This is a genomic window from Nisaea sediminum, assembly GCF_014904705.1.
GTDB classification, from domain to species: Bacteria; Pseudomonadota; Alphaproteobacteria; order Thalassobaculales; family Thalassobaculaceae; genus Nisaea; species Nisaea sediminum.
Genome location: NZ_JACZCQ010000001.1, coordinates 537,557 through 562,368, shown reverse-complemented (window position 1 = coordinate 562,368; position 24,812 = coordinate 537,557). Strand labels below are relative to the sequence as shown.

Here is a 24,812-nt window from a genome sequence, read left to right as displayed (position 1 = left end):
TGTTTCACAGGAGGCGGACGCCGTCAGCCGGAACAGGTCGCGAACCTTTAAGCGGACTCAACAAGATACTGAAATTGTTTATTTATAAACGTTGAGCGTGCCGTCGCGAAGTTCCACGATCCGGTCCATGGAGCTTGCGAGTTCGTGGTTGTGAGTCGCGATCAGAGCGGCGATTCCCGTTGCCGAAATGATCCGGCGGAGCTGGTGGAAGACCTCTTCCGCCGTGTGCGGATCGAGGTTGCCCGTGGGCTCGTCGGCGAGCAGGACGGAGGGGACATTGGCGATCGAGCGGACGATGGCGACGCGCTGCTGCTCGCCGCCCGAGAGCTTCGCCGGTCTGTGGGTCTCGCGTTCGCTGAGGCCCACCAGGTTGAGCAGCTGGCGCGCCCGCTCCCGCGCCTCACCCTTCGAGAGCCCCGCGATGAGTTGCGGCATCATCACGTTCTCCAAGGCGGAGAATTCCGGCAGCAGGTGATGGAACTGATAGACAAAGCCGATCCCGTCGCGGCGGATCAGGGTGCGTTCCCAGTCGCTCGCATCGCCGCAGTCCTGGCCCCGGAAAAAGACGTGGCCCGAGGTCGGCGCTTCCAGCAGGCCCGCGATATGCAGCAGCGTCGACTTGCCGGCACCGGACGGGCCGACGAGCGCCGTCACCTGCCCCGCTTTCAGGGAGAGATTGATATCATGCAGCACAGTCAGCGTACCGCCCGCATCCTTAAAGCTGCGCGAGACATTGCGCAGTTCCAGCACAGCATCTCCCGCGGCTTCGCCGGCCGCGATCCGTTCGATATCCGACATGCCCGCGCCCTTACTCATAACGGAGCGCTTCCACCGGATCGAGGCGCGAGGCGCGCCAGGCCGGATAGATCGTCGCCGCGAAGGTCAGGAACAGCGCCATCGCGACGACCGTGACGACTTCCAGCGGATCGACCTCCGCCGGGAGCTTGGAAAGAAAATAGATCTCGGCGGAGAACAGTTCCGTCCCTGTCAGGCTCTGCAGCGCCTGCCGGATCGCCTCGATATTCTGGCAGAAGACAAGCCCGAGGATGGAGCCCGCGACGGTCCCGATCACCCCTATGCTGGCACCCGACATGAAGAAGATGCGCATCACCATGCCTTTGGAAGCACCCATGGTGCGCAGGATGGCGATGTCCCGTCCCTTGTCCTTCACCAGCATGATCATCGAGGAAATGATGTTGAAGGCCGCGACCAGGATGATCAGCGTCAGGATCAGGAACATGACGTTGCGCTCGACCTCAAGCGCATTGAAAAAGCTCGAATTCTGCTGCTTCCAGTCGACCGCGTACTTGTCCCCGCCGATGACCTTCGCGAGCGGCACGCGCAGTTCGTCGACGCGCTGCGGATCGTCGACCATGACCTCGACCGCATTCACCGCATCGCCGCTCTTGAAGAAGAGCTGCGCCGCCCCGAGCGGCATATAGATGAAGGTATTGTCGTATTCGTACATGCCGACATTGAACAGCGCCGAGACCGTGAAGGCCCGCATCCGCGGCACGCTGCCGATCACCGTCACCGTGGTACTTGGCGAAATCAGGGTGATCTTGTCTCCGACCCCGACGCGCAGACGGCGCGCAAGGCGAGCCCCCATGATCACACCGCTGCTGGAGCTGAACTCCTCAAGCGAGCCGGTGGTGATGTTGTCCGGGACGATCTGACGGCTGAGCAGCGCGCTCGCCCGGAGACCGCGCACCAGGGCGCCGGAAGCGATACCGTTCGCCATCGCCATGACCTGGCCTTCGAGTTGCGGCGTCACGGTGATCACGCCCGGGATTTCGCCGATCCGGACCGCCAGATCGTCGAAGCTCTGCATCGGCGCACCTTTGCTGTAGACCGACATATGACCGTTCAGCCCCAGGATCCGGCCGATCAGTTCGGCCCGGAAACCGTTCATCACCGACATGACGATGATCAGCGTCGCGACGCCGAGCCCGATACCGAGCAGGGAAAAACCCGCAATGACCGAGATGAAACCTTCCTGGCGGCGGGAGCGCAGGTACCGCATGGCCACCATGCGCTCGAAAATGCCGAACATGCCGATCCCCTTTGCCGGACCCGGATCAGGAAGCGAACTTGTTCAGCGCCGCTTCCGGCGTCATTTCAACGACTTCGCCGGTCTTTCTGTTCTTGACCTCGACCACGCCGGATTTGAGGCCACGCGGCCCGACCAGGATCTGCCAGGGTACCCCGATCAGATCGAGATTGGCGAGCTTGGCGCCCGGACGTTCGTCGCGGTCGTCGATGAGGGTCTCGATGCCGGCCTTCGAGAGCTTTGCATATAGGTCCTCGGAGACCGTGGTGCACCCCCCATCGTCGGATTTGAGATTGGCGACGGCGACCTGGAACGGCGCAACCTGCTCCGGCCAGATGATGCCCTTGTCGTCGTGGCTCGCCTCGATGATGGCACCCACCAGACGCGAAACGCCGATGCCGTAGGATCCCATATGCACCGGAACCTCCTCGCCCTCCGGCGTGGACACGACCGCATTCAGAGGGGCGGAGTATTTCGTGCCGAAATAGAAGATCTGCCCGACCTCGATGCCCCGCCGTTCCTTCAGGTCCGCCTCGGCGACTCCGCAGGAGGCGGCATCGTGCTTCTCGTCGGTCGCGGCATAGAGCGAGGTGTATTTGTCGACGATGCCGTTCACTTCGCCCATGTCCGCGTAGTTCACGTCCATATTGGCGAAGTCCTGCGCTTCCCAGGCCTTGTCGTAGAACACGCCGCTCTCGCCGGTATCGGCCAGCACGATGAATTCGTGGCTGAGGTCGCCGCCGATCGGGCCGGTATCGGCCTTCATCGGGATCGCACTCAATCCCATGCGCGCATAAGTCTTCAGATAGGAAACGAACATCCGGTTATATGCATCGACCGCTCCCTGATAGTCCGTATCGAAGGAATAGTTGTCCTTCATAAGGAATTCACGGCCGCGCATGACACCGAACCGCGGACGGACCTCGTCGCGGAATTTCCACTGGATGTGATAGAGCATCAGCGGCAGCGCCTTGTAGCTGCGCACATGGGTCCGGAAAATATCGGTGATCAGCTCCTCGTTGGTCGGCCCGTAGAGCATGTCGCGCCCGTGCCGATCCTCGATCCGCAGCATTTCCTTGCCGTAGTCGTCGTAGCGGCCGCTTTCCCGCCAGAGATCTGCGGACTGGATCGTCGGCATCAGGACTTCCTGCGCGCCGGCCGCATCCTGCTCCTCGCGCACGATCTGCTCGATCTTCCGAAGCACCCTGAAACCGAGCGGCAGCCAGGAATAGATCCCGGCGCTGGCCTGCTGGATCATGCCGGCCCGCAGCATCAGGCGGTGGGAGACGATCTGCGCCTCTTTCGGGTTTTCCCGGAGGGTCGGCAGAAAATAAGCGGAAAGACGCATGGAGTCCTCTGTGGTCTGAAATCCGGGCCCGGGCCCGGCTGAACGCCGCGACACTCTATGAAATGGACTATCGGCTGTCCAAACGAAAACGCGGCCGGAAAGCCGGCCGCGCACTCACCATGTCTTCAGGATCGGAACCGGCCGGATTGGCTCAAACCGGCGGAATACCGCCGCGAATTCCGAAGTTGAGCAGCCCCATCCAAAAGCGCTCGAGTTCCCGATAGGTCTGGCTCGACTCGGTCAGCCGGTCAGGGCTGCCGCCCGCTTCGCCAAGCGCCGCCGCGTGGCGGTCGAACATGTCGGAAACGAAGCCGCAAAGCTCAAGCCCCTTGTCGGAGAGCTTCACGCGGATCGACCGGCGGTCATGCGCCGAGCGTTCCTGCACCAGATAGCCGTTCTCGACCATCTTGCGAACATTGTAGGAAACGTTCGAGCCGAGGTAATACCCGCGGTTCGTCAGTTCTCCGACGGTCAATTCCTCACTACCGATATTAAAGAGGATCAAAGCCTGAATGTTGTTAATGTCCTCGATCCCTTTACGGTCGAGTTCCATTTTCACGACTTCAAGAAATTGACGATGAAGCCGTTCGATGAGTTTGATCGCTTCGAGATACTCGTTCTTAATCACAGACGGGTCCGCCGCGGTTTGTTTCGGTGCCGTCATGCCAAGCATAGGCATTCAAACTCCGAATTAGATTAGAATTCGCAACAATAGCGCCATTCTTGTAACGTTAAATACGTCAAATACGCAACCTAATTGCCGCGCAGTTTCTTGAAGACCGCAGAGAAATCAAGGGCGCCGTGGCCTTCGTCAACAAAGGCGGCATAGAATTCGGCGGCCTTTGTCCCCATCGGGGTTGTGGCTTTGGCCGAATCGGCTGCCTGTTGCGCGAGGTCGAGATCCTTCAGCATCATCGCCGCGGTGAAGCCCGGAAGGTAGTCACGGTTGGCAGGAGAAGTCGGAACCGGGCCGGGCACCGGGCAGTAACTGGTCATCGCCCAGCACTGGCCCGAAGACTTCGAACTGATGTCGAAGAGCTTCTGGCGGTCGAGCCCCAACTTGTCGGCGAGCGCGAAGGCTTCGGAGACCGCGATCATCGAAATCCCAAGCACCATGTTGTTGCAGATCTTCGCCGCCTGACCGCTGCCGCTGGAACCCGCATGCACCACAGTCGCCCCCATCACATCGAGTAGCGGGCGGGCCCGTGCGAAGGCCGAATCGTCACCTCCGACCATGAAAGTCAGAGTTCCCGCCTCCGCCCCGCCGGTGCCGCCGGAGACCGGGGCGTCGAGCATGGCGAACCCCTTGGCGGCCGCATCCGCCGCCACCGCGCGGGCTGTATCGACGTCGATGGTCGAGCAATCGATGAAAAGCGTCCCGGCCGCGGCGCTCGGAAAGACGCTCTCGTCATAGACCGCCCGGACATGCTTGCCCGCCGGGAGCATGGTGACGACGACTTCCGCGCCTGAAACCGCATCGGCCGCGCTGGATGCGGGCGTGCCACCCGCCGCTTCAAGCTTTTCCAGACTTTCGGCGGAAAGATCGAAGCCGCGGACCTGATGGCCCGCGCCGATCAGGTTCTTGGCCATGGGAAGCCCCATATTACCGAGGCCGATGAAGGCGATTGTCGTCATGTTTCCTGCTCCCTGTCCCTAACGTGTTCGTTCGCTTTTCTGGATTGCGGGCTTCAGAGTCCCGCTTTGCCATCTCGCGAGAAATAGGCCTCGACCGTTTCGTCGGTCACTTCAGCCAAGCTCGCCGGCGACCATTTCGGCGAACGGTCCTTGTCGACCAGAAGGGCCCGAACGCCTTCGAAGAAATCCTCACCGGTCAGGAAACTCTGCACCAGAGCGAACTCGGTTTCGAGGTCCTCGGCAAGGCTGGCGCAGCGCGCCCCGCGGCGCATCAGCTCCAGGGTCATCTTCAGGCTGGTCGGTGAACGCAATTCGAGCAATTCCGCCGTCTTCAACGCGAATTCGCTGCCCTCGGCCCTGAGCGCCTCCAGGATCTCTTCGACGCTGTCATGCCGGAAGCAGGAATCGATCAGCTCGCGATGTACCGCCAGCGGCGCATCGCCGGCGGGTTCGGAGAAATTCCCCAGCACCGCTGAAATCGCGTCCGAGAGATTCTCTCCGGACGGCAGATCCCCCAGGGCGTCGCGCAGCGCATCGATCTTTTCGCTCGGCACGTAGTGAGTTGCCGCGCCGACATAGAGGCAGTCCGCAGCCTTTACGGGAACGCCGGTGAGCGCCAGATAGGTGCCGGTCTCGCCCGGGCAGCGCGGCAGGAACCAGCCGCCGCCGACATCGGGGAAGAGTCCGATCCCGGTCTCCGGCATTGCGAAGAGCGTGCGGTCGGTGACGACACGGAAATCGCCATGAACCGAGATGCCGACACCGCCGCCCATCGTCACCCCGTCCATCAGCGCGACATAGGGTTTCGGGACCTCGGAGATGGTGCGGTTGAGGCGGTACTCCTCACCGAAGAAGTCGAGCATGAACTGCGTCGGCGCATTGCCCTCGCCGTCCTCGATCCGCGATCGGCGCACAGCCACCACGTCGCCGCCGGCGCAGAACGCCTTCTCGCCAGCGCCTTCGACCAGGAAGGCGCCGACCTTGGGATTCTCGGCCCAGCCGTCGAGATGCTTCTGCATGCCCCGGATCACGTCGAGCGTGAGGGCATTCAGGGCACGCTGCCGGTCCAGGGTGATCCAGCCGAAGCCGCCCCGGACATCAAACCGTACGTCGTCAGTCATTCCGTCCAATCCGCAAGGAGTTTGCGCGCGATGATCACGCGCATGATTTCGTTCGTGCCCTCGAGAATCTGATGAACGCGGAGATCGCGCACCAGTCTTTCGAGCGGGAAGTCGCCAAGATAGCCGTATCCGCCGTGGATCTGCAGCGCCTCGTTGCAGATCTTCGAACAGATATCCGTCGCGAAGCGTTTCGCCATGGCGCAATGCTTGGTCGCCTGGGGATCCTTCCGGTCGAGGCTGTCCGCCGCCCGGTGCACCATCAGCCGCGCCGCGTCGAGTTCGGTCGCCATGTCGGCGAGCTTGAACTGGATCGCCTGAAACTCGTTCAGCTTCTTGCCGAATTGCGCCCTGTCCCCTGCATAGGACAGCGCCGCCTCCAGCGCCGCGCGAGCGCCGCCGAGAGAACAGGCGGCGATATTAATGCGCCCGCCGTCGAGCCCCGCCATGGCGATCTTGAAACCGTCGCCCTCATTGCCGACGAGATTGTCCCGCGGCACCGGGCAGTCCTCGAAATTCACCATCGAGGTATGCTGGCTGTGCCAGCCCATCTTGCGCTCCTTCTTGCCGAAGGAGAGACCGTCCGTGCCCTTCTCGACCAGGAGACAGGAGACGCCGCCCGCCCCCTCGCCGCCGGTGCGTGCCATAACGGCATAGACGTCGCTCGTCGGGCCGCCGGAGATGAAGGCCTTGGCACCGCTCATCCGGAAGGTGCTGTTACCCTCCGGAACCGCCTTGGTCTTGAGCGAGGCCGCGTCGGAACCCGCGCCCGGCTCGGTCAGGCAATAGCTCGCCATCGCCTCCATGGTCGTCAGCTTCGGCAGGAAACGCGCCCGCACCTCGTCGGAGCCGAAGCGGTCCACCATCCAGGAAACCATGTTGTGGATCGAGATATAGGCCGCCGTGGAGGGGCAGCCCGCCGACAACTCCTCGAAGATGATCGCGGCGTCGAGCCGGGTCAGGCCGGAGCCGCCATGTTCCTCGCCGACATAGATCCCGGCCAGACCGAGTTCCGCCGCCTTGCGGATCTCCTCGACCGGGAAGATTTCCTCCTCGTCCCAGCGCGCGGCGTTGGGCGTGAAATGCTCTGCGGTGAAGGCGCGGGCCATATCCTGGATCGCGCGCTGTTCCTCGTTGAGCTGAAAATCCATCCCTCGTCTCCCTCGCCCGTTTGTTTTTTGTCGAGCTTGCCTCACGGGCGGCGGATCATAGGGGCGCAAATTGTCGCGTTCAATGCCCGCGCCCCGGCTGCGACAAGCGGTGTCTTTTCACCGGACCGGCTCCGCTCTAACATCGGGTGCGAGAGAATCGCCCGCTGGTGACAAGAATAAGGCCGATATCAATGCCCCTCAACGGAACCGCCCCGCATGCCGCCGCAGAGCAGAGCAGCAAGAGCACGGCACCGGGTTTCCCGACCATCCGCATGCGCCGCAACCGGCAAACCGAATGGTCGCGCCGCCTCGTCGCCGAGAACCGCCTGTCGATCGACGATCTGATCTGGCCGGTCTTCGTACGGGTCGGCCACGGCCTCGAGGAGCCGGTCGCCTCCATGCCGGGCGTGATGCGCCATTCCGTCGACCGAATCGCGGAGGTGGTGGCCGAGGCGCGCGACCTCGGGATTCCGGCCGTCGCGCTCTTTCCCTTCACGGAACCGGAGCTTAAGGACGCGACCGGCAGCTATTCCGAGCGCGACGACAATCTCGTCTGCGAGGCCGTGCGCGCGATCAAGAAGGACGTGCCGGATATCGGCGTGATGTGCGACGTCGCGCTCGATCCCTATACCAGCCACGGCCATGACGGAGTGCTCGAGGACGACCGCATCCTGAACGACGAGAGCGTCGAGATCCTGGTCCGCCAAGCGCTGGCCCAGGCCCGCGCCGGCTGCGACATCATCGCGCCGTCCGACATGATGGACGGCCGTATCGGCGCGATCCGCCGGGCGCTCGACGAGAACGGCTTCCAGAACGTGCAGATCATGGCCTATTCGGCGAAATACGCCTCCGCCTTCTACGGCCCGTTCCGCGACGCGGTCGGCTCTTCCGGCACGCTCGGCAAGGCGAGCAAGTCGACCTACCAGATGGACCCGGCGAACAGCGACGAGGCGATCCGCGAACTGGCGCTGGACATCGCCGAAGGCGCCGACATGGTCATGGTGAAGCCGGGCATGCCCTATCTCGACATCGTACGCCGCGCGAAGGACACCTTCGCCATGCCGACCTACGCCTACCAGGTGAGCGGCGAATACGCGATGATCTCGGCCGCCGGCCTCAACGGCTGGATCGACCGCGACCGCGCCATGATGGAAAGCCTGCTCGGATTCAAACGCGCCGGCGCCGACGGGGTCCTGACCTATTTCGCCGTCGAGGTCGCGAAGCGGCTGAAGGCCGGATAGCCCACCTCCGGACCCGGAAAACAAAAGGCCCGCACCGGTCATCCGGCGCGGGCCTTTCTATGTAATCAGCTGCAGCCATCACACCATGGCAAAGATGCGCGCGGGGCCGCCGGTGCCACCCTTATGCTTCGGGGCGCCCACGACAAGTGTCGCTCCCGACGCCGGAACCTTGTCCAGGTTGGCGATGCATTCGATGCCGAACCGGCCGGTCGGAAGCCAGGCATAGTGGGTCGCGAAATCGCCGGACATGCCGTAGTCTAGAGAGAGCGTGTCCACGGCGATCGAGCTTGCTCCGGTCTCCTCCATCAGCAGCTTCACCGCCTCGACATGGAAGCCCGGATAGTGCTGCGCCTTTCCGTCGAAACCACGGAAGGCATCAGTATTCACCTTCCCACCCCAGCCGGAATGCATCGCGACGCAGGCATTTTCCGGAATGTCGCCATGTTTCGCCTTCCAGTCGCGAATGTCGTCCGGCGTGACCTGAGCGTCCGGGTTGTCCGCCGCGCGCGCCGCGATGTCGATCACACAAAGGGGCGCGACGAGGTTGGAGACCGGAATTTCGTCCACCGAGGTGCCGTCCGCCGAGAAGTGCAGCGGCGCGTCGATATGGGTGCCGGTGTGCTCATTCACCGTGTATTCGAACAGGTTGAACTTGTGCTCCGCGTAGTTGAATTTCTGCTCCATCGAAAACTGCGGCGCGCCAAAATAAGTCGGAAAGTCACGGTGCAGCGTGTGGGTCATGTCCTCGACACGATTGTGCCCCTTGGCCATCGCCGGAGGCGCCGAGACCGTCGCTCCCGCCACCGCGGCGACGCTCGCCATCGCGGCGGATTTGAAGAGCGCCCGGCGGGACAGCATCTTCTCCTTCACAGCGTTCATCACACAGATATCGCACATGGAAGCCTCCTTTTATTTTTTGCGGAATTAACTCTAATCACGGCGGCGGTTTTGCTGCAATGCAGCGAAAGTGCGTCAGCGGCGGATTCTAGAGCACGCCGGTTTCTTCGAGAAACCGCTCCGCCATCCTGAGATGCCAGCTGCCGCCATCGTGGAAGCCGACATGGCCGCCGTCGAGCGGCAGCAGCGGGGTCAGGCGCGGGTTGGCCGCCCAGTCAAAGTCGAGATAGATCCCGCCAGGGATCCAGGGATCGTTCAGCGCGTGGATGACCAGCGTCGGCACCGAGATCCCCCTCAGGAATCCCTTCGCCGAGCTTTTCGCGTAATAGTCCCGCGCGCCGTCGAAGCCGTTGCGGGCGGCGATATGCCGCTCGTCGAACTCGACCGTGGTGCGCGCGGTCCGGACTGCCGCCTGTTCGCTTGCCGAGAGCCCCGGCGTCGCCAGCGCCTCCTGCTTCATGCTCTTCAGCAGCCAGTTGTGATAGAGCCGGTTGCGCGGCTGGATGAAACGCTCGGAGGTCCGGGCGAGATCGATCGGCGCCGAAACCGAGATCGCCGCCGCGACCTGCGGCCGCGTCCGTTCGCCCAGATATTTCAGCATCATGTTGCCGCCGAGCGAGACGCCGTAGAGCACGAAGCGCTGGGCCACGCCGGTCGCCTGGAGCTGCGCCAGGACCGCATCGAGATCCGCGGTGCGCCCGGCATGATAGGAGCGCGTGCAATCCGCCCGCGTCGGTCCCGCACCGCGCAGGTTAAGGCGTAGGACGCGGAGCCCGGCAGAGACGAAATAGCGCGCCGCGTCGCGGACATGGAAACTGTCCTCGCAGCCGGTCAGGCCGTGAATGACGACCACGAGCGGGGCGCCTTCGAGCGGCGACGAGGGACGCTCGAGAACCGCGCTCAGTTTATCGCCGCTGCCGTCTTCCATCGGGAAGGTGAGCCGTTCCGAGCGGGCCGAACCGATCCGGGGCGTCCCGCCGACAAGGAAGCTCCTCAGGGTTTGCAAATGCGCGCCGACCCAAGGCATTGCCGCCCGGAAAGGCGGATAGGCCGGATTGTCAGGAAGCATCGGGCGCGTCGCCCTCCCCGTCTTCGACTTCGTCCTCGTCCTCCACCGGCTCGAACTGCATCAGCCATTCGTGCACGGCGGCGATCTGCGCCTCGTCCATCAGCGCCGGCGCATGGCCGCAGCCCTCGAATTCGATCAGGTCCGCCTTGGGACCCCGCTCCGTCATCTCCTCGGCGGTCTCCCGCGTCAGCAGATCCGAGTCCCCGCCGCGCAGGACCAGGGTCGGGCATTTGATGGCATCGTAGATCGCCCAGAGATCGACATCCTCGATCGGCCCGTCGAAGGCGTTTCCGATCGCCGGATCGTAGTGCATCCGGTAGGTCCCGTCCGGCTCGCGCACGACGCTGTGCTGGGTCATTTCCGACCAGTCCGCATCCGAGAGTTCGCCGAACCCGGCGAGGGTCTCTCGCAGATACGCCGCAGCCGCGTTGAGATTCTCGAAGACCGGCGGATCCTTCACGTATTCGCCGATCCGCTCCAGCGCTGCCTTCGGAATGAACGGGCCGACATCGTTCAGGATCAGCCGCTTGATCGGCCCGTCCTCGCGCGCCGCCAGAAGCATGCCGATGATGCCGCCCATCGAGGTCCCGAGCCATTCGACCTCGGTCAGGCCGCGATAGTTCAGCAGCCCGTCGGCATGGCGCAGATAGGTCTCGAAATTGTAACCGTCCTTGTTGGCGAGCCAGCCGCTCCGCCCGCGCCCAGCGACGTCGATCTCGATGCAGCGGATATCCCGGCTGACGATTCGCGCAAAGGCGTCGAAATCCCGGCCCTGGCGGGTCAGGCCGTGGGCGCAGATCAGGGTGCGCGGCAACTGGCGCCTGCCCCAGTCGGTGAAGGCGAGCCAGATCGTCCCGTGATCGTCCTTGAAGGGAAAGCTGCCCTGGTCCGGTCTCATTGAAACGCCTTTCAAATGCCTCGCGCCATCATCCCGAGCGGCCCAGCCGCGTCAAGTACGCAGCCCCTTGCCCCCCCTTTCCATACTGCTAAGGTCCGCCATCGCGTGAAGTGGGAGAGCTAACATGGCAAAGGTGCAGGTTGTTCACGTCGAGGAGCGGCACAAGGCCGACTGGCGCCGGCTTTTTGACGGCTACGGCGACGCCTGCAAGCTGCCGGTGACCGACGATACCGCTGAAGCGGTCTGGGGCTGGCTGATGGACCCGGCGCATGTTTTGCTCGGCCTGATCGCTGTGGATGGAAGCGGCCGGGCGATCGGCCTTGCCCATGTGCGCGCGATGCCGCGCCCCCTCTCGGGCTCGGAATGCGGCTTTCTTGACGATATCTTCGTCGCCCCGGAAGCGCGCGGTCAAGGCGTCTTCGAGGCGCTCTTCGCGGCCATGGACAAGATTGCCGAGGAAAAAGGCTGGCAAAGCGTGCGGTGGCAGACCCGGGAAGCCAATTACCGCGGACGCTCGGCCTACGACCGGGTCGCCGACAAGATGCCCTTCGTCCTTTACAAGCGTGACATGGCCTGAATGCTGCTGCGGATACCGCAAGGTGTCACGGAACGCTCCTTCCTGAGAGTGAGCGAGGGACATCTTGCCCGGCCCGTCTAGGCTGTTAATGTCCGGCGTCACGCAAAGCAGGAGAGCTAAAACATGGCTAAGAGCGACGTCCGGGTGGTTCCGGTGGCGGAGCGGCACAGGCAGGACTGGCGCCGCCTCTACGACGGCTATGCCGCCTTCTACAAGGTGCCGATGACCGATGAGATCGCGGACCGGGTCTGGGGCTGGCTGCACGATCCGGCGCATGTATTGAACTGCCTGGTCGCGGAGGATTCGGACGGAAAACCGATCGGCCTCGCCCATATCCGCGCCATGCCGCGCCCGCTCTCCGGCGCCGAATGCGGCTTCCTCGACGATCTCTTCGTCGATCCCGAGGCGCGCGGCAAGGGCGTGTTCGAGGCCCTGTTCGCGGCGATGGACGAGATGGCGCAGAAGAACGGCTGGCCGATGGTCCGCTGGCTGACCCAGGAGTTCAACTATCGCGGCCGTTCCGCCTATGACCGGATCGCGACCAAGACGCCCTTCATCCTCTACCAGCGCGACACGCCGAAGAGCTGATCCGCCGAACTCAACCGAACGGGAGAGAGACCGATGCCCTATACGATGATTATCGCGCTTGCCATCCACATCGTCTCGGCGGTGATCTGGGTCGGCGGCATGTTCTTCGCCTATTCCGTCCTCCGCCCGTCGATGGGCACGCTGGAACAGGCGCCGGACCGGCTGAGGCTCTGGCGCGCGGTCTTCGCCCGCTTCTTCCGCATCGTCATCGTCGAGATCGTGCTGCTGCTCGGCAGCGGCTACTGGATGGTGTTCATGGAATATGGCGGCTTCTCGGGGGTCGGCATCCATGTCCACATCATGAACCTGACCGGCTTCCTGATGATGGGCCTCTTCGGCCATCTCTGGTTCGCCGAATGGAGCAAGTTCCGCAAGGCGGTCGACGCCGGGGACTTCCCGGCGGCCGGAGGCCGGCTGAACCGCATCCGCATGATCGTCTTCACCAATCTCTGGCTCGGCTGGATCACCGTCCTCGTCGGCGCGACCGGCCGTTATTGGGGATGATCCACTTTCTCGGCACTCCGATCCGCCCTATCCCGCGGGAGCACCCGTCCTCTTGAGAGCGAGGAAATCTAGGACGCCGGCTGCGATCTCCCACCCCCAAAGAATGTATAACATTTAAATTATTTCTATTTTTTGTTGATCTCCTCCCTACGATCACCACAAGATAACAATCTGGAATGGTCGGTCGAGTTGGATCAAACCGGGCATGCGGCTGGGGGGAACTACTATGGGAACTCACACACAGGCAGTCTGTGCACGCAGCAGCCGATGCCGCATTGTTCTCTCAAGCCTTCGCCTGGTCCTCGTCACGAGTCTTCTGGCCGGTTGCGCCAGTCCGCACTTGCATGATCCGGCGCGGGAAAAGCAAACAACCGCCGCTGCTGAAGCGTTCGGCAAGATAGACACGAAAACCATCCTGGACACGGAGAGGGCATTCCTCGCCGAGCTGAAATCCAAGACGGACAAAGTCGTCGTCGAGAGAGTTCTGGCGGCCCGGGACGCCGTCCTCATGGAATGGATCGCCGGTTTCGAGGAACCCGGCAAACAATCCCTGTTATCCTGGGACTTAATGGGAACTTACATTGCGAGCCGATCTGAGCAGTTGGTCGGATCGGCCGCCACGTTCGACAACCTCAAGGTGCTTTCCGCCGCCGATTTCCGTCGGCAAATAGTCAACGCCGAACGCAGGCTGTTCACGGCTCAGAGCCAAGTCAATCTCATGGCGGCTAATTTTTTGAGAGCCGGCGGACAGGGAAAGGACATTTGCAAGTCTCTCGACAATCCGGACATGAGCAAGGTTCCAGAGTCGAAAAAAGCGGAAGCGAATGGCGCTATCATCCTTCTCCGATCGTACTGCCCTTCCCTGAAAAAGGCGAAAGAGGAATGGGAGGCGCTGGCCGAAGTCAGCAATCTGGATACGGTTAAGAGTGGCGATATCTCTGAAGCTAACGCCAGGATCGAATCAACAAAGACTCTCCTGAAAGTGCAGAGCGGGATCGCCAAGGCCGCTGCCGACGAGCTTAAGAAGAGAAAGGCGCATTACGAGTGCTTGCTGAAGGCGGCGGAGACAAGCTCCGGTCTCGAGACGGAGATTGCAAATGCACAATCGCTGATTGCCGCTTTCATGGATTTCCTTGAGGGCAAGCCGTTGCCCGAAGAGAAGAAAGCCGAAACCGACAAAGAAGAAGCCGACAAAGAAAAAGAAGAATCAAAGGCGCCAAAGTGTGAAAAGCCTGATCTGGCACTTCCCACGCTTGAAAAATTGGCCGAGAAAGCCGGCATCGATACCGGCACTCTGAACGACGCGAGGAAAGGACTCGATGGCGTATTGGAGTTCGCCGCCATCAAGGACGACGCGTTCAAGACCGCAATTAGCGAGTTCCGGAGCGGAACGGCGTTGGAGCTTTTCGAGGCGATCGCGGATCCGTCGAAAACTCCGGACGACAAGAACGCCAAGATTCTGCTCACCGTTTTCCGCGCGGTTATGAAAATCCAGGAGATCGCCGCCGAGAGTGACCCGGCGTCGAATGCGGATATCGCGCTGGTTTCCTACGCTTATCAGCAATTCAAGGCGGATACGGCGAAGTTCAGCGAAACCGCGCTGAAGAAGCTTCTTGCACTCTACAATTTGCGCCGCGACGCCTTGGTGCGTGAAGTCGTCCACCTCAAACGGGCGAAGGAATTATTGGCCAAGATCCCCGAAGAAGCCGGCAATTACGATGCCTTGGTTACCAAGAGCCCGAATTCCACGTCGGCACGCAATGCAGTCTATGGCTTGACCGAACTGAAAGAGTCCTGGGACGTCGGGCGTCTGCCGGATCAATTGTCGCGCTATCGCGAACTGCAGATCGTTCGCGAACGCAACCTCGAACTTGACGGCGCCGCCTTTGCCGCGCGGGTCGACTTGCTCAGGCCGATTGTCTCGCAGCTCAAGGTTTACGGAGAATCGGGCATCAAAACCGCCGATATCGCCCGCCTCGTTCAGGCTGTCGGCCTGATCGTGACCGCCTATGGAGTGAATGACTGATGCGATATTCTGCAAAAAAGATGATCACGTCCGTCGCCTTGCTTCTCGGCCTCTCGGCTTGCGAGACACCTGTTGAGGTGAACGCTGCACTGGATACGGGGATCAAAGAAGTGACGTCCATTAAGTCGGAGCTTGGAACCTTCGTCACATCGCGGAACGCGATGCGCGATGACTCCGAAGACACGCTCAGAAGTCTCGAGGGAACCGCGCAAACACTGCGTGAGAACGAGGTTCGGTTGCGGCGGAATTGGGCGCTCACCGGAGGCGATCGCGATACGGGCCTGAAGACAATGGACATTCATAAACAAGGTGACGATAGGCTCCGCGACGATCCGTTCGGACAGAAGCCGGCGGCCACCGGTTTAGGCGAGCCTGGCAAGACGTTCGCGAAGTTGAAGGTCGATGCCGCTCCCTACGATGAGATTCTCAAACAATATCTGAAGGTGCGCGAAGGCCGCAGCGGCCGGGAGACTCTGAAGTTTTTCGGCAAATTCGCCAAGGATGTCGCGGACGATGTCAAAGCGCTTCAGGAGGCCAAGTCCGAGGTCTCGCCGGCACCGGTGGCACCCAAGAGTACAAGTGAGAAATAACGTTACCCCTTATCGCCCTGACGACGGAGAAGACAAATGCCCGATGACCAGGGTTTCCTGACCGACGACGAGATCGCCAGCCTTCCCGAAATGTACAAAGCGTTCCACGCCCTCGGCCGCAAGCTGCAAAGCCTCCAGATCGCATTGGAAAAAGCCTCTACGCAAACCGAGCGCCAGGATATTCTTCTACGGATGGAACAAATCGATATACGTCAGCGCCAAATCTCCGAAGGCGAGGCCTTCACGCCCCCGACCGACCAGCATGTCAAGGATATCCGGGAAGCGGTCCGGAATCTGGTCCAACTGAACGCACAGAACGCGACCGCTCAAGTTATTCTGTCGACATCGATCGAGATCGCCGAAATGACCGTCGGGAATGGCCCGCTAGCCGCCGCCTGACCCGCGCGACCGGCGGTCGAATTCACACGATGTCCCAATCGACGAAACCCGACGGGAATTGGCGCTGTCAGTTGCCACCCCTGTTCGCGGCCCTGATCATAGTGATGGCCGTCTCGATCGCCAGCGCTTTCGGGCCTGCTCCTTTTTCCTGCCCCGGCAGCGAGCCCTGTGGAAACGAAGGCGCTCCGATCACCTTGGAGGGTTCGCTCGCGGCAACACACGCCGACCTCGTCAGAATCACCAGAGCCAAAAAGGAGGAGATGCCCGCCAGCAAAAAATTGGAATTGGCCGAATGGCGAACCATCGGTGCCGCGCGACAATCGGCAGGAAAGGCGAAATGGTTCACCGCGTATGTATTGTTGCTCGTCGTCAGCGTGGTCGCAATGTTCGGCGCGATTTGGGTGATCGTGGTCGCCGTCGAAGACATGACGGGCAATGGCGCACGTCGGTTCCTCCGCGAGGCAACAGCGCATCTGTGCTTCGCGGCCATACTAACGGCAGTCAGTGGGCTCATCGCTTTCAACATTACATCGAATATATCGACGATCTTGCACCTAAATCTTCCTACGTTGAAAGAACAGGTCCTGAAGCCCTACGAACAGTCCTTGCCCGACATTGGAACGAAGCTGGAATGGGCCGGATTGCTCGTCTGGATCGCGCTCTTGACCTTGATCATGGCAGCGGCTGCAACGCTCTTGGATCATCCAGGGAGGAAATCAGCATTCGACGCGGGCAAGATCGACTTGACCGACGAGAACGCGGCTAGCGAGCTGAGTCCCGAGCGAACAATCTATATCCAGTACCTTGTTCGTTCTTTCGAGCGCGTTCGGGTCGCAGTCTATCTGGCATCGATCCTACTGGGCGTCGCAACCTATCACTATAAAGCTTTGCTCAGCTGGCCCACTTACTTGCTATCCGAGCAAAAAAAGTTCGTCGGAGGTATCGGCGGCGTCAATCCGATCAGCGCAGCGAGCTCCAACGTCACCGAAGCGATGACAGGTCGTATCGGCGAATTGTCGCTGGGATATGGGGTCGTTTTCTCGATGGTCTTGATCGTCGTCTTGGTTCCGAATGTCCTCATCCTGCGAAAACGGGCATGGAAACTGGTGCGCACCATGTATCCGGACGACAGTACCTCGAAGCAGGAAGAGGTCCTGAAAGAAAACAAACTGACGATCTCCGCGAGTGCTCAGTTCGCCCAGGTGACGGCCTTGCTCGCGCCGACCGCCGTGCCGGCGTTCATGAGCACAATCGGCTCGACATTGCCGTTCTAGCGACTGCTGCGAAACATAGGAGAGACAGGATTCCGGCCCATGACGGACTCGGGATACGGTTCCCGAGAACATCCAGGTCCCAATTCAAGATACGCTGGGTCAAAGCCAAAGGCCGCACGGGCGGCAAATGCGAAACTTCAATGGTGCTTAATTCGCAATGCGGCGCTCCTTGCTCCGTGTCGATCCATATTTTACAAAGGCGGCCCCTGAAAAAGGCAGACGAACGACAAGGAAAAAGCGCATGGCAGCGTCAGGAGGTCCCCTTTCCGGGGTGACGGTGGTCGATCTCTCGCGGATCCTCGCGGGACCCTATTGCACGATGATGATGGCCGAGCTCGGCGCCCGGGTGATCAAGGTGGAGACGCCGGAGACCGGCGACGACGCGCGCCATTACGGCCCCTTCATCAACGGCAAGTCGGCCTATTTCCAGTCCGTCAACCGGGGCAAGGAAAGCATCGCGCTGAACCTGAAGGACGAGGGCGACAAGGCGATCCTCGACAAGCTGCTGGAGAAGGCCGACATCATCGTCGAGAACTTCCGGCCCGGCACCATGGAGAAGCTCGGCTTCGGCTGGGAGCGGCTGCACGAGAAGTTCCCGAAGCTGATCTATGTCTCCGCCTCCGGCTTCGGCCATTCCGGCCCGGACATGTACCGCCCGGCCTATGACATGGTCGTGCAGGGCATGGGCGGCATCATGAGCATCACCGGCCACGAGGGCGCGCCGCCGACCCGCATCGGCACCTCGATCGGCGATATCGGCTCCGGCCTCTATGCCGCGATCGGCGCCATGTCCGCCCTGGTCCACCGCGGCGCCACCGGCGAGGCGACGAAGGTCGACATCTCGATGTTCGACTGCCAGCTCGCGCTGCTGGAGAACGCCATCATGCGCTATTTCGTCTCCGGCACCGCGCCGGGACCGCTCGGCGCCCGGCATCCCTCGATCACGCCCTTCGAGGCTTTCGAGACCGAGGACGGCTACATCATCATCGCCGCCGGCAATGACGGCCTGTTCCACAAGATGGCGGACGCCCTCGGCAAGCCCGGCTGGAAGACCGACGACCGTTACACGACGAACGATCTCCGGGCGCAGCATCAGGCCTATCTGAAGGTCGAGATCGAGGCGATCCTCGGTACCAACACGACAGCCCATTGGGGCAAGATCCTGGACGATGCCGGCGTGCCGAATGGCCCGATCAACAATGTCGGCCAGGCGGCGGAACATCCGCAGGCGGCCGCCCGCAACATGATCGTCGATGTCGAGGACCCGGTCACCGGGCCGATGAAGATCGTCGGCAACCCGATCAAGCTGACTGCATTCGACGACCCGAACACCCGCGTGCCCGCGCCGAACCTGGATCAGGACCGCGAACGCATTCTGAAGGAGCTGGGACTATGAACCTGATGCGCAACGAGCTCGATTTCTCGAGCGAACCGCCGCTGACTCCGAACACCGATCCCTACGCGCTGGCGAAGGCGCTATCGGGCCGCCACTTGATCGGCGGCAAGCTGGTCCCGGCGCAATCCGGAAAGAGCTTCGAGGTCATCGATCCGGCGACCGGCACCGTCATCGGCTACGGCGCCGAGGGCGACGCCGAGGACGTGAACGCGGCTGTCGAGAATGCCGCCGCCGCGCAGAAGAGCTGGGGCAAGATGCGCGCCCGCGACCGCGGTGCGCTGATCCACAAATGCGGCGAGGTCCTGATGGACCATGTCGAGGAACTCGGACGCCTGATCGCGCTCGAGACCGGCAAGGCGCTGCGCACGGAAAGCCGCGTCGAGGCCTCGATCCTCGCCGACGCCTTCCTTTTCCATGCCGGCCTCGCCTCCGAACTGAAGGGTGAGACCGTCCCGCACCATCCGGACATGCTCACCATCACCGTGCGCGAGCCGATCGGCGTGGTCGGTGCGATCATTCCGTGGAACGTGCCGCTGCTGCTGATGGCGTTGAAGATCGCCCCAGCTCTGGTCGCGGGCAATACGGTGGTGGTGAAGTCCGCCGAGGAAGCGCCGCTGACCGTGCTGCGCGTCTGCCAGATCCTCGCCTCGGTGCTGCCGGCCGGCTGCTTCAACATGCTCTCCGGCTTCGGCCCGGAATGCGGCGCCCCGCTGGTCGCCCATCCGAAGGTCGGTAAGGTGACCTTCACCGGCTCCGTCGAGACCGGCAAGATCGTCTACAAGACCGCGGCCGAGAAGCTGATCCCGGTGACGCTGGAGCTCGGCGGCAAGAGCCCGATGATCGTCATGAAGGATGCCGACATCGATAAGGCGATCGGCGGCGCCGTGACCGGCATGCGCTTCACCCGCCAGGGCCAGAGCTGCACCGCGGCGAGCCGCATGTTCGTCCATGCCGACGTGCATGACGAATTCGTCGCCAAGCTGCGCGAGAAGGTCGACGCCATGGTGATGGGCGACCCACTCGACGAGAAGACCGATATCGGCACCATCATCTCGCCGGAGCAGTTCGCCAAGGTGAAGGCCTATATCGATCACGGCAAGGGCGAGAAAGGCGCGGAAGCGGTCGAATGTTCCGCCATGCCGACCGATCCGAAATTCAAGGACGGCCTCTTCGTCCGTCCGGTCGTCTTCCTCGGCATGACCAACGACAGCAAGCTCGCCCGCGAGGAGATCTTCGGCCCGGTCACCTGTGTCCTCAAATGGACCGACGAGGAGGAAGTGCTGGCCGCCGCAAACGACAGCGACTACGGCCTGGCCGCGACGGTCTGGACCAACGACCTTAAGGCCGCGCTGAATTTCACCGAGAAGCTGGAAGCCGGCTTCGTGCAGGTGAACCAGAACCTCGTGGTGCAGCCGGGTCTCTCCTATGGCGGCATCAAGCAGTCCGGCATCGGCAAGGAAGCCACGCTGGAAGCGATGCTGGAGCATTTCACCAAGAAGAAGACCATCATCTTCAACAAGACCTGATCGCCTCGGCGATCCACGTCCGGGACCGAGGGGAAGCCGATGCCGGGATGGGGTAAACGTCTGGCCGTCGGCTTCGTCCTCGCGGTCCTCGGTGTCAATTTCGCGGCCGCCGGACTGCTGGTCTGGCTCGGCGGCTCGGTGCCGCAGATTGAGGGGGAAAAGCGCCTCTCCGGTCTCGCGGGACCGGTCGAGATCCACCGTGACGATGCCGGCGTGCCGCTGATCCGTGCAGGTTCACTCGAGGACGGATTTTTTGCCCTCGGCTTCGCCCATGCCCAGGACCGGCTCTGGCAAATGGAGTCGATGCGGCGCATCGGCGCCGGTCGCTTCGCGGAAATCGTCGGAAACCTCTCGGAATCCCTCGGCGAGCAGGTCTTTCCCTTCGACCGTTTCACCCGCGGTCTCGCCTTCTACCGCCGCGCCGAGGCAGTCTACGAGCGCGCCTCGCCAGAAATGAAGGTGGCCCTCGACCGCTATGCGGACGGGGTGAACGCCTATCTCGCCACCCGCGAAGGCCCGCTACCGCCGGAATTCGTCGCCCTCTTCCACGAACCCGAGCCCTGGCGCCCGGCGGACAGCCTCGTCTGGCAGCAGCTCATGGCGTTTCAGCTCGGCAGCAACTGGCCGGACGAACTGACGCGCCTGAGCATGGCCGAGGCCGGGCTCGGGCCCGAGCAGATCGCTTTTCTCTTCCAGCAGGCGGGCGAATTGCTGGAGCCCGAGACCGGGATCAAGCAGGGCCTGATCGCCCCGGACATGCTCGATCGCGCCGCCCGCTTCGCCGCCGCGCTGCCGGACGCCCTCGCGCCGCAGGGCGCCTCGAACGCCTGGGCCATCGCCGGCACACGGACCGAAAGCGGCAAACCGCTGCTCGCAAGCGACCCGCATCTCCGGCTGACCAACCCGAACCTCTGGTACCTCGTCCGCATCGAGACCCCGGACGGGGTGCGCGCGGGCGGAACCGTTCCCGGCGTGCCGTTCCTCGTCCTCGGCCATAACGGACATATCGCCTGGGGCTTCACGACGCCGCATGCAGACAGCCAGGACCTCTTTATCGAGCAGATCGACCCCGACGATCCCGCGCGGTATCTCGGGCCGGACGGTCCCCTCTCTTTCGAGACACGGGAAGAGCGTTTCAGGATCGGCTCGAAGGAGATCACAGAGACTTTCCGCGCGACCCGCCACGGCCCGGTCATCTCCGATATCTGGGCGCCGGCCGCTCGCACCGACGACAAGGCGGTCCTCGCCCTCGCCGCTCCCTCTTTCGCCGGCGACGATAGGACCGCGGAGGCCTTTCTCGCGCTCTCCAGCGCAAGGTCGGTTCCGGACGCACTGGATATTCTCTCCGATTTTTCCAGTCCGGCGCAGAACGTCACGCTCGCGGATACGGACGGGAACATTGCCCTGATGCTCGCCGGCCGCATCCCGGAGCGGCTGGAAAGCGACGGTTTCACGCCGGCGGACGGGACGGGCACAGACGGAGACTGGGCCGGCTGGATCGACCGGTCCCGCCTGCCGCTGATCCTGAACCCGGAAGAGGGTTTCGTTATCCAGGCCAATGACCGGATCCCGCCGCGGGACCCGGATCTCGACCTCGGCCGCGAGTTCGAGGCCCCGTTCCGTGCAGAGCGGATCCGTTCCGTGATCGAGACGATGGAACCGAAAGCCAGCCCGCGCATGCAGCGCGATCTGCAGATGGACACGCTATCCCTGGATATGCCGCTGATGCTGGGGCTGCTGCTTCCGCGTCTGAAGCCTTCCGCACTCGGTGCGCCCGCCGCCGAAGCGGTCGAACGGCTCCGGAGCTGGGACGGACGCATGGATCGCAACAGCCCCGAGGCGACGATCTACACGCTCTGGACGTCGCTGCTACACCGGGAGATCTTCGGCGACGAGCTTGGGCACCTGATCGGGGAGTACCGCCGGGTGCGCCCGCACATGTTCGCCTCGGTCCTGATAGAGGCACCGGAATGGTGCGACGATATTCGCACCGACGTGGTCGAACCTTGCGAGAGTGCGCTCCGCGAGAGTCTGGAGGAGGCCGTCGCCCGTCTGTCGGCGAAGTTCGGGGCCGATCAAACCGGCTGGCTTTGGGGGAAAACACATACCGCCGAGTTCCGGCATCTGCTCTGGTCCCGCGTCCCGCTCCTGCGCGATCTGCTCGGCGCAAGTCCGGCGACGGACGGCGGCGACTATTCGGTCAACCGGGGGAGCCCGAGCCAAAGGATCTCGGACGGGGATTTCAGCTTTCCGCATGTCCACGGCGCCGGTTTCCGCGCGGTCTACGATCTCTCGGATCTAGACGCCTCAGGTTTCAGCATCGCCTTCGGGCAATCCGGCAATCCGTTTTCGGAGCATTATCAGGATCTGGCAACGCCCTGGGCGGACGGCGTATATCGCGCGCTGGGACCAACGCCGTCCCAAGGCGGGCGGACGCTGATCCTCAGGCCGGAATAGCGACCCTCGGATCAGAAGCGCAGCCGCGCGCCAAGCATGAAGTTCTGCGCGAAACCGGAAACGTCATCCTGCGAGCGAAGCCGTGGCTCCGCATGACCGGTATAAAAGGCGCGATACTCGGTGAAGAAATCCCAGTTCTCGTTGATCGAATAGGACGCGCCGAAACCGAGTTCGAGGGCTGGCGACATCTCGTCCTGTCGATCGAGCCCGGTGCCGTAGGCGAATCCCAGTCCCGCGATCATGTGAGGGCGCACGCCGCTGTCCCCGAGAGTATCGAAGGCGTGATCAAAATAGATCGAGAGGACATCGCCATTGCCATACGGATCAGGACCACGCCCGAGGCCTATCTGGCCCGTCGGGGCGCCGAGATCCGAATAGCGGAAGGAAAAGGTATAGCGCTCGCCGGCCCGGAATTCGTCGAGGCCGCGGCGGTCCCGTGCATTGGACTCGAATGCGGAATCGGTCTCAACCAGCCCGTTGCGGTCGGTCTCGGCACCAAGGAAATACCAGGATCTCTGGGACTGTTTGCCTGCCTCAGGCGTCATTCCCTGGGAAAAGGACGGAGTCGTCCATACCCCGATCGCGAGGCTCAACACGGCAGGCATCACAATACGGTCAAGGCAGGACATTTCTAGTCCCTCCAACAACACTGCGTTCCCGGTGAGTCCCTTACTTCTCCCGTGAACGGCGCTGAATCTCGCCTCCCCGCTTGCTCGGACTCTTAGCATGCTCTAGCAAATGCGGGAATTCAAATCGGCGTCACGTGAATAGGACTCGGTGGTCCGAACGGCACGCAAGATCGGGGCCACGCCATCAGGAGCAGCGACATGGGCCTACCCGTCTCCTTCGAAGACATTGAAAAAGCGGCGGAAAGCCTTTCAGGAAAAATCCTGCGGACACCGGCGATCGCGGCTCCTGCCCTTGGCGACGCGCTCGGCGTCGACCTCTCGCTGAAACTGGAGAACCTGCAGCGCACCGGCTCCTTCAAGGCCCGCGGCGCCTATGTGAAGCTCGCGAGCCTTTCAGAGGCGGAGCGCGCGCGCGGCGTCATCGCCATGTCGGCCGGCAACCATGCCCAAGGCGTCGCCTATCATGCCACGCAGCTCGGCATCCGCTCGACCATCGTGATGCCTGCCGCCACGCCCTTCACCAAGGTGGAAAAGACCCGCAATTTCGGCGCAAACGTCGTGCAGTACGGCGCAACGCTCGCCGAAAGCCGCGAAAAGGTCGAGGAACTGATTACCGAACACGGCTATATCCTGATCCATCCCTATGACGATCCCCTCATCATCGCCGGACAGGGCACCGCCGGGCTCGAGCTGATGCGCGACATGCCGGATCTCGACACACTCGTGGTGCCGATCGGCGGCGGCGGCCTGATCTCCGGTATCGCCGTCGCGGCCAAGCATTTCAATCCCGGGATCGAGATCGTCGGCGTGCAGACGGAACAGTTTCCCTCGATGTACGAGGCCCTGCGCGGCCTGCCGCCGAGCTCCGGCGGCGAGACCCTGGCCGAGGGCATCGCGGTGAAGACCCCCGGGAAACTGACGACCGAGATCTGCCGTGCCCTCGTCGAGGATATCATCCTTGTCGGCGAGGTGGAGATCGAACGTGCGGTGAACGGCTGCGCCGAACACCAGAACCTCGTCGCCGAGGGCGCGGGCGCTGCCGGGATCGCGGCCATTTTGAAGGCGCCGGAACGCTTCCGGGGACGCAAGGTCGGGACGGTCATCTGCGGCGGGAACATCGATCAGCGGATGTTGGCGACGGTTCTGCTGCGCGGCCTCTCACGCCACGGCCGCCTTGCCCGACTGCGCATCGACATCTCGGACCAGCCGGGCACCCTCGCCCGGGTCGCCGGCGTGATCGGCGAGGCGAAAGCGAACATCGTCGAGGTCCACCATCAGCGCATGTTCCAGGACGTGCCGATCAAGAAGGCCGAGCTGGAAGTGCTGATCGAGACCCGCAATCCGGACCATGTGCTGGAAATCGTCGCCGCGCTGAATGCCGCCGGGTTGAAAACCCGGGTGATGAGCAACATGGCGATGGAACAGGCACCGCTCTGACT

General features: G+C 62.6%; 23 protein-coding genes. 12 read left to right on the top strand and 11 right to left on the bottom strand.

The genetic code is table 11. From position 1 onward, the window contains the following. Positions 1–78: 78 nt before the first annotated feature. The 7 genes from IG122_RS02650 to IG122_RS02620 all read right to left on the bottom strand — a co-directional run bounded on the left by IG122_RS02650 (position 79) and on the right by IG122_RS02620 (position 7,302). Positions 79–798 carry an ABC transporter ATP-binding protein gene (locus IG122_RS02650; protein WP_193180484.1) on the bottom strand — a complete coding sequence of 240 codons (720 nt, stop codon included), beginning with the start codon at positions 796–798 and terminating at the stop codon, positions 79–81. Between the two features lie 10 nt (positions 799–808). Next, the gene (locus IG122_RS02645; protein WP_193180148.1) at positions 809–2,053 is read right to left on the bottom strand and encodes a lipoprotein-releasing ABC transporter permease subunit; all 1,245 of its coding nucleotides are present in this window, start codon (positions 2,051–2,053) and stop codon (positions 809–811) included. A gap of 25 nt (positions 2,054–2,078) precedes the next feature. Next, positions 2,079–3,398, bottom strand: coding sequence for a proline--tRNA ligase (gene proS, locus IG122_RS02640; protein ID WP_193180147.1), 1,320 nt, complete (start codon positions 3,396–3,398; stop codon positions 2,079–2,081). Positions 3,399–3,549: 151 nt separating this feature from the next. Further along, a complete protein-coding gene (locus tag IG122_RS02635; RefSeq protein ID WP_319024796.1) occupies positions 3,550–4,071 on the bottom strand; it encodes a MarR family winged helix-turn-helix transcriptional regulator in 522 nt (173 codons plus the stop codon). Between the two features lie 80 nt (positions 4,072–4,151). Further along, positions 4,152–5,033, bottom strand: coding sequence for a 3-hydroxyisobutyrate dehydrogenase (mmsB, locus tag IG122_RS02630; protein ID WP_193180144.1), 882 nt, complete (start codon positions 5,031–5,033; stop codon positions 4,152–4,154). A 53-nt stretch (positions 5,034–5,086) separates the two neighbouring features. Continuing rightward, entirely contained in the window at positions 5,087–6,154 is a 1,068-nt protein-coding gene (locus tag IG122_RS02625; RefSeq protein WP_193180142.1) for an enoyl-CoA hydratase/isomerase family protein, read from the bottom strand. Beyond that, positions 6,151–7,302 (bottom strand): acyl-CoA dehydrogenase family protein, encoded by a 1,152-nt coding sequence (locus IG122_RS02620; protein WP_193180140.1) that lies wholly within the window; start codon positions 7,300–7,302, stop codon positions 6,151–6,153. Before IG122_RS02620 ends, IG122_RS02625 begins: the two co-directional genes overlap by 4 nt. A 191-nt stretch (positions 7,303–7,493) precedes the next feature. On the opposite strand from IG122_RS02620, the gene hemB reads away from it, so the two are divergent. After that, entirely contained in the window at positions 7,494–8,543 is a 1,050-nt protein-coding gene (gene hemB, locus IG122_RS02615; RefSeq protein ID WP_404924065.1) for a porphobilinogen synthase, read from the top strand. A 78-nt stretch (positions 8,544–8,621) separates the two neighbouring features. Here the strand turns inward: hemB and IG122_RS02610 are convergent, their stop codons facing one another. The 3 genes from IG122_RS02610 to IG122_RS02600 form a co-directional block, all read right to left on the bottom strand. Continuing rightward, positions 8,622–9,440: a cyclase family protein gene (locus tag IG122_RS02610; RefSeq protein WP_193180138.1), complete on the bottom strand. Its 819-nt coding sequence runs from the start codon at positions 9,438–9,440 to the stop codon at positions 8,622–8,624. 88 nt (positions 9,441–9,528) lie between these two features. After that, positions 9,529–10,509, bottom strand: a complete 981-nt coding sequence (locus IG122_RS02605) for a YheT family hydrolase (RefSeq protein WP_226893270.1) — start codon at positions 10,507–10,509, stop codon at positions 9,529–9,531. Next, positions 10,499–11,407 carry an alpha/beta fold hydrolase gene (locus IG122_RS02600; RefSeq protein WP_193180137.1) on the bottom strand — a complete coding sequence of 303 codons (909 nt, stop codon included), beginning with the start codon at positions 11,405–11,407 and terminating at the stop codon, positions 10,499–10,501. Before IG122_RS02600 ends, IG122_RS02605 begins: the two co-directional genes overlap by 11 nt. 124 nt (positions 11,408–11,531) lie before the next feature. On the opposite strand from IG122_RS02600, the gene IG122_RS02595 reads away from it, so the two are divergent. The 10 genes from IG122_RS02595 to IG122_RS02550 all read left to right on the top strand — a co-directional run bounded on the left by IG122_RS02595 (position 11,532) and on the right by IG122_RS02550 (position 22,744). Beyond that, complete coding sequence (locus IG122_RS02595) at positions 11,532–11,984, top strand: GNAT family N-acetyltransferase (RefSeq protein ID WP_193180135.1); 453 nt, start codon at positions 11,532–11,534, stop codon at positions 11,982–11,984. Between the two features lie 123 nt (positions 11,985–12,107). After that, complete coding sequence (locus IG122_RS02590; RefSeq protein ID WP_193180133.1) at positions 12,108–12,572, top strand: GNAT family N-acetyltransferase; 465 nt, start codon at positions 12,108–12,110, stop codon at positions 12,570–12,572. A gap of 33 nt (positions 12,573–12,605) precedes the next feature. Beyond that, entirely contained in the window at positions 12,606–13,076 is a 471-nt protein-coding gene (locus tag IG122_RS02585) for a hypothetical protein (RefSeq protein ID WP_226893269.1), read from the top strand. A 226-nt stretch (positions 13,077–13,302) separates the two neighbouring features. Further along, positions 13,303–15,102, top strand: a complete 1,800-nt coding sequence (locus IG122_RS02580) for a hypothetical protein (protein ID WP_193180131.1) — start codon at positions 13,303–13,305, stop codon at positions 15,100–15,102. Then, positions 15,102–15,692, top strand: coding sequence for a hypothetical protein (locus IG122_RS02575; RefSeq protein ID WP_193180129.1), 591 nt, complete (start codon positions 15,102–15,104; stop codon positions 15,690–15,692). Before IG122_RS02580 ends, IG122_RS02575 begins: the two co-directional genes overlap by 1 nt. A gap of 36 nt (positions 15,693–15,728) precedes the next feature. Next, positions 15,729–16,091 carry a hypothetical protein gene (locus tag IG122_RS02570; protein ID WP_193180127.1) on the top strand — a complete coding sequence of 121 codons (363 nt, stop codon included), beginning with the start codon at positions 15,729–15,731 and terminating at the stop codon, positions 16,089–16,091. Between the two features lie 104 nt (positions 16,092–16,195). After that, on the top strand, positions 16,196–17,365 hold the full coding sequence (locus IG122_RS02565) for a hypothetical protein (RefSeq protein WP_193180125.1): 1,170 nt from the start codon (positions 16,196–16,198) through the stop codon (positions 17,363–17,365). 241 nt (positions 17,366–17,606) lie between these two features. After that, positions 17,607–18,761, top strand: a complete 1,155-nt coding sequence (locus IG122_RS02560) for a CaiB/BaiF CoA transferase family protein (RefSeq protein WP_193180123.1) — start codon at positions 17,607–17,609, stop codon at positions 18,759–18,761. Further along, the gene (locus IG122_RS02555; RefSeq protein ID WP_193180121.1) at positions 18,758–20,287 is read left to right on the top strand and encodes an aldehyde dehydrogenase family protein; all 1,530 of its coding nucleotides are present in this window, start codon (positions 18,758–18,760) and stop codon (positions 20,285–20,287) included. Before IG122_RS02560 ends, IG122_RS02555 begins: the two co-directional genes overlap by 4 nt. A 39-nt stretch (positions 20,288–20,326) precedes the next feature. Beyond that, entirely contained in the window at positions 20,327–22,744 is a 2,418-nt protein-coding gene (locus tag IG122_RS02550; RefSeq protein ID WP_193180119.1) for a penicillin acylase family protein, read from the top strand. Between the two features lie 11 nt (positions 22,745–22,755). Here IG122_RS02550 and IG122_RS02545 read toward each other — a convergent pair whose 3' ends face one another. After that, a complete protein-coding gene (locus tag IG122_RS02545) occupies positions 22,756–23,373 on the bottom strand; it encodes an outer membrane protein (RefSeq protein ID WP_193180117.1) in 618 nt (205 codons plus the stop codon). Between the two features lie 198 nt (positions 23,374–23,571). Between IG122_RS02545 and IG122_RS02540 the strand changes: the two genes are divergently transcribed. Continuing rightward, positions 23,572–24,810 (top strand): threonine ammonia-lyase, encoded by a 1,239-nt coding sequence (locus IG122_RS02540; RefSeq protein WP_193180115.1) that lies wholly within the window; start codon positions 23,572–23,574, stop codon positions 24,808–24,810. Positions 24,811–24,812 lie beyond the last annotated feature (2 nt).

Coding starts and splice junctions, on each gene's coding strand:
- IG122_RS02650 (WP_193180484.1), bottom strand. CDS start 798: ATGTCGGATATCGAACGGATCGCGGCCGGCGAAGCCGCGGGAGATGCT.
- IG122_RS02645 (WP_193180148.1), bottom strand. CDS start 2,053: ATGTTCGGCATTTTCGAGCGCATGGTGGCCATGCGGTACCTGCGCTCC.
- proS (WP_193180147.1), bottom strand. CDS start 3,398: ATGCGTCTTTCCGCTTATTTTCTGCCGACCCTCCGGGAAAACCCGAAA.
- IG122_RS02635 (WP_319024796.1), bottom strand. CDS start 4,071: ATGCTTGGCATGACGGCACCGAAACAAACCGCGGCGGACCCGTCTGTG.
- mmsB (WP_193180144.1), bottom strand. CDS start 5,033: ATGACGACAATCGCCTTCATCGGCCTCGGTAATATGGGGCTTCCCATG.
- IG122_RS02625 (WP_193180142.1), bottom strand. CDS start 6,154: ATGACTGACGACGTACGGTTTGATGTCCGGGGCGGCTTCGGCTGGATC.
- IG122_RS02620 (WP_193180140.1), bottom strand. CDS start 7,302: ATGGATTTTCAGCTCAACGAGGAACAGCGCGCGATCCAGGATATGGCC.
- hemB (WP_404924065.1), top strand. CDS start 7,494: ATGCCCCTCAACGGAACCGCCCCGCATGCCGCCGCAGAGCAGAGCAGC.
- IG122_RS02610 (WP_193180138.1), bottom strand. CDS start 9,440: ATGTGCGATATCTGTGTGATGAACGCTGTGAAGGAGAAGATGCTGTCC.
- IG122_RS02605 (WP_226893270.1), bottom strand. CDS start 10,509: ATGCTTCCTGACAATCCGGCCTATCCGCCTTTCCGGGCGGCAATGCCT.
- IG122_RS02600 (WP_193180137.1), bottom strand. CDS start 11,407: ATGAGACCGGACCAGGGCAGCTTTCCCTTCAAGGACGATCACGGGACG.
- IG122_RS02595 (WP_193180135.1), top strand. CDS start 11,532: ATGGCAAAGGTGCAGGTTGTTCACGTCGAGGAGCGGCACAAGGCCGAC.
- IG122_RS02590 (WP_193180133.1), top strand. CDS start 12,108: ATGGCTAAGAGCGACGTCCGGGTGGTTCCGGTGGCGGAGCGGCACAGG.
- IG122_RS02585 (WP_226893269.1), top strand. CDS start 12,606: ATGCCCTATACGATGATTATCGCGCTTGCCATCCACATCGTCTCGGCG.
- IG122_RS02580 (WP_193180131.1), top strand. CDS start 13,303: ATGGGAACTCACACACAGGCAGTCTGTGCACGCAGCAGCCGATGCCGC.
- IG122_RS02575 (WP_193180129.1), top strand. CDS start 15,102: ATGCGATATTCTGCAAAAAAGATGATCACGTCCGTCGCCTTGCTTCTC.
- IG122_RS02570 (WP_193180127.1), top strand. CDS start 15,729: ATGCCCGATGACCAGGGTTTCCTGACCGACGACGAGATCGCCAGCCTT.
- IG122_RS02565 (WP_193180125.1), top strand. CDS start 16,196: ATGGCCGTCTCGATCGCCAGCGCTTTCGGGCCTGCTCCTTTTTCCTGC.
- IG122_RS02560 (WP_193180123.1), top strand. CDS start 17,607: ATGGCAGCGTCAGGAGGTCCCCTTTCCGGGGTGACGGTGGTCGATCTC.
- IG122_RS02555 (WP_193180121.1), top strand. CDS start 18,758: ATGAACCTGATGCGCAACGAGCTCGATTTCTCGAGCGAACCGCCGCTG.
- IG122_RS02550 (WP_193180119.1), top strand. CDS start 20,327: ATGCCGGGATGGGGTAAACGTCTGGCCGTCGGCTTCGTCCTCGCGGTC.
- IG122_RS02545 (WP_193180117.1), bottom strand. CDS start 23,373: ATGTCCTGCCTTGACCGTATTGTGATGCCTGCCGTGTTGAGCCTCGCG.
- IG122_RS02540 (WP_193180115.1), top strand. CDS start 23,572: ATGGGCCTACCCGTCTCCTTCGAAGACATTGAAAAAGCGGCGGAAAGC.